Genomic DNA, 3826 nt, shown 5'->3' with positions numbered 1-3826 from the left:
TCTTTTGAGAATTGTGAACAGCCTGCTTTTTTTAATTTTCAACCGTCTTTTAACCCAATCGAAAAAATTTTAGAGATGCTTGATGAAAATAAAAAACTTTATGAAAGATTACTTCAGGCTGAAAAGGAGAAGATGGAGCTATTACAGAAGTTGTTGGAGAGGGTTGAGGGGAAGTAGCATTTTACATTTAGGATAGCACGAAAGATTCGATATAACCACCACCATTACTATTTTCCATAATCTTAACTTCTTTGCAAATTGCATTTAGCTGATGTCCAATAAAGCACGCTCCACTCAATGGCCCAAAATAAAACAGTATTAGGGTATCTGCTCCATTCTCTTTTACAAATGCCCGGGCCTTTGCTTTAATTTGTTCTGAAAATGCCGTAACATCTGCTGCTGTTTGAAAACAAGATGGGCCTAAATCAACCTCCGGCCTTAATAAAAGAAGAGCATCAACGCCGCCATGCTCATTTATATATTTCCTTACGTCTAAGCCCAATGATCCTGTGACACTTATACCTACAGCAATAGTTTTGTTTCCCTGACCGAGAATCTCTCCGTTTTGATTTTCGCTAATTACATTGAAACTGCTATTAGGTTGTTCATCAGTCCGCCACAATTTTTCTTGTTGATTAACTTCAATGGTGTAACCTGCAACCTGCGAAAACGTATAGCCAAAAGCGAACCAAGCTGATAGACGGGCAAAACCACGCGCCCGTATCAATGTAGGAGTTACCTCAGTATTTATACGATCCTCCAACAATCTTAGCTCTGGAAGCAATGTTCTGTTCCAATCTTCTGTATTAATCAATTCATGACCCCCAATGCCTGCGATCTCTTTAAAATACTGTCTCCAGTCAAGAATATAATCTGGAGCAAGATCAAACTTCCTACTTTTAATGGTGGCAAAATAGACGGAAGCCGCTTTTTCGGTATTACCCGGCATATATAGTTTATGATTAAGTATCTCTTCTTCAAGAAGGGGAGTAGAAATATACTCCTTCTTTTCTTTGATCCATTTTTTTATAATTCCCACTGCTATTAACATCGCATTTTCATCATATTGCAGCCGCAGCAGTTGCATTCTATCAGCAATCATTAGCTTAATTTCATCAGTAAAATTTCGACCTAACTGAAATGATATTGATTTAGCAAAAGCATTAAAATTTTCGTCAGTAGCGGAATGCGCTTTCTTCCATTTACTTTTTTCTTTTCCGCAATCTGATTTTGGTCCTGACTTAAAAAAGAGGTCACCTAAATGTCCATTATCGCCATTTATACAAATCAGTATTTTATCATCTGGATGATAAACCCAATTACTGTAAAGGATAAGACGAATTTGATCTTTAGAATATTGCTTTATTAGCTCGTTCCAAGTCACCCAAAATTTTTCCATTAGGCTTTTACCTTCTTTAGCTGTAAGCAATTCCGACATTGAATAATGGCCTCCTCCAACATGATACTTTATTTGGTAAAAGTCTACAGTCCCATTACTTTTCTCAACGGTTAAATCGTCTACATAGCCTGCAGATTCATTTTCCAGTCGTACCCTTTTCACCTTATTACCTGTTTTCAATGATAGTACATGATACCAGCTTAACAAATGTTGATAGTCAAATCCTTTTAATATTGCAGATGTTTGCCCAGCCATAAATTTTATCTTGGTTTAAAAATTAATACTGTATTCTTATCGCTCTTTCTTTATTCACTTTCAGCCAAAATGTATTGAAGTAGTTTGCCATTAAACAAGAAATAGATTCCTATATTATAATCTGTTTTTTGAATTTCTAAGATCATAAGCACTGGATTGTTTATAAGTACATTTTTATCTTCGGCAAGTTCCTTCATAGCCCTTATATCTGTTTGGCTTGGTACTGCCGCATTATCCGGGTGCGTGTGCCATTCACCTACATATACCAAACCTTCATTGGCATAATATTGTTCTAACAGCTCCTTTAGCCCATTTGAACCTCGCTCAAAATAATATCGGGAAGATTTATACTTTTTAGGTAGGAGTGTATCTTTGATAACAACTGTTTTGTTACTATTGATATATTTGCCTAACAGCAGACCCCCAAACTCATTCGGATACTTTTCTTTTCCATAGACCTCCAGACGGTTTATAAGCTCGCAATTTATTAGCAACTCTAACCTTGTATCCCTATTTACAAATTTCAAAATTGATTTAGCTTTATTTCAAAACAATCTTTATCCTCAGTCGTTAGATAAAAATGCCTTACAGGCAAATTCTTTTTATAACAGTCATTTATATGACGAAGTGCAAATTGTACTAACACAGAGATATCATTGTAAGAAGCCTTAAAGGTAGGACTCCAGCAACCTGTAGGGTTGTACATATCGTCATCCTCTCGTTTCAACTGATGAAAGATATTCTGAAGCCAATCGTATAGATTATGTTTGGTAGCACATATAAGTTCACTGGCATGGTTGGTTATGGATAGCGAATATATGTCTCCACGTACCCCAAGACTATCCAAAAGGAATGCAATATCATTATCTGTAGAACAATCTATAATAATATCAAATTCATCTAAACGGTCTTTAATTGCTGGGCGCCATCCATTCTCTGCCCCTTGTATAACGATTTTAAAAAAGTCGGTCAATGTTTGGCTGCTTGCGACATTAACGAAGGGAGAAATGCTTACCAATCTGCTTGCAAGTTCTGTCACTTTTGCTGTGATGCCGGGAAAGAAGCTGTATTCTGAACGACATATGTTTTCAGGTTCCTTAACATCATAATCAACCAAAAGTATATCTGTAGCACCACATCGTGTAAGAGTTGTTGCAATCATACTCCCAATGGCACCAATTCCTATAATAAGAATTTTGGCGCTCGTAATAGTGGGATGAAAGGCTCCCCGGCCAAAAAAATACTTATAAGATGAGTTACGAGTTTGCCCCCAGATAATTGGCTGTTTTCTTAGCATGCTAACCCATGTGTTTGTTCCTGCTATTTTTTTCCCATAATTAGGGAAGTTATCAAGTGGAATTAACATTACCTGCCAATGAATCTCAACTTCATTGACAGGATAACCCACCAGCAAAGGGAGATGATCAATATAACAAGTCCCCCTAAACTGTTTACTAAACATATCAAGGAATCGTAAAAACGACTGGGAAAAATAACTTTCAAGTTTATCAAAGCTTTTAATTGTAAACCGTTTGTATTCAACTGGGGGCTTATCGCTGAAATAGAACAGCCCTTCAATTTCCTCGTTTTGGCAGTATATATCACCCCAATTACAAGCAACCTCCTCTTTGTTTATTTTAAATTTTCGTACAAGTAATGTTGTATAGTCGGTCTCCCTCCAATACCCATGATTTAAAATGGAAAACGTAAATTTTCCGTACGATTGATTTTTAAATTTATAGTTAACATCAGTAAACAGAAACACACTTTTCCGACCGTCAATTGCTGTATCACTTACTACTATATGCTCATAGGCCCCATCGGCTTCCTGTTTGATATAGTATTTTATAATCCAGTGTTTTAAGCCATTTAGATCCAGCGCTAACTTTTGTGTTAGTTTAGGGTGATGAAGGGTATGCACACAAATGGATCCGTCCTCATTTACATGACCATATTCCAGTAAATTCTTATTAATAAACCGGATGGTTTCAAAATCATGGGCTTGGAAAGGGTATTGTGGGTATATTTTCACATCAAAATCAAGTATAACGTATTCCTTCGGCGAACCCCGTCATTGATGTTCAGTATGCGAGGGATAATTTTGCGGCAGCAGGGAGTGTAGATTTTCCTTTGGGGTTTTGTTGATATTTACAAACAAGTGGGTGAGCCATT

The 3826-nt window shown here is 36.7% G+C and carries 3 protein-coding genes; all 3 read right to left on the bottom strand.

Going from position 1 to position 3826, the window contains the following annotated elements:
* Positions 1 to 187 precede the first annotated feature (187 nt).
* The 3 genes from QM629_RS00850 to QM629_RS00840 are packed head-to-tail and all read right to left on the bottom strand — an operon-like array spanning position 188 to position 3686.
* The gene (locus QM629_RS00850; protein WP_415156212.1) at positions 188 to 1654 is read right to left on the bottom strand and encodes an SAVED domain-containing protein; all 1467 of its coding nucleotides are present in this window, start codon (positions 1652 to 1654) and stop codon (positions 188 to 190) included.
* A gap of 50 nt (positions 1655 to 1704) precedes the next feature.
* Positions 1705 to 2181: a Mov34/MPN/PAD-1 family protein gene (locus tag QM629_RS00845; RefSeq protein WP_415156210.1), complete on the bottom strand. Its 477-nt coding sequence runs from the start codon at positions 2179 to 2181 to the stop codon at positions 1705 to 1707.
* Positions 2178 to 3686 carry a ThiF family adenylyltransferase gene (locus QM629_RS00840; RefSeq protein WP_415156208.1) on the bottom strand — a complete coding sequence of 503 codons (1509 nt, stop codon included), beginning with the start codon at positions 3684 to 3686 and terminating at the stop codon, positions 2178 to 2180. Before QM629_RS00840 ends, QM629_RS00845 begins: the two co-directional genes overlap by 4 nt.
* Positions 3687 to 3826 lie beyond the last annotated feature (140 nt).

Source organism: Parafilimonas sp. (assembly GCF_047606085.1).
In the GTDB taxonomy this organism is placed as follows: Bacteria; Bacteroidota; Bacteroidia; order Chitinophagales; family Chitinophagaceae; genus Parafilimonas.
Note: the sequence above shows the minus strand (reverse complement) of the source record. Positions and strands in the feature narration are given on the sequence as shown.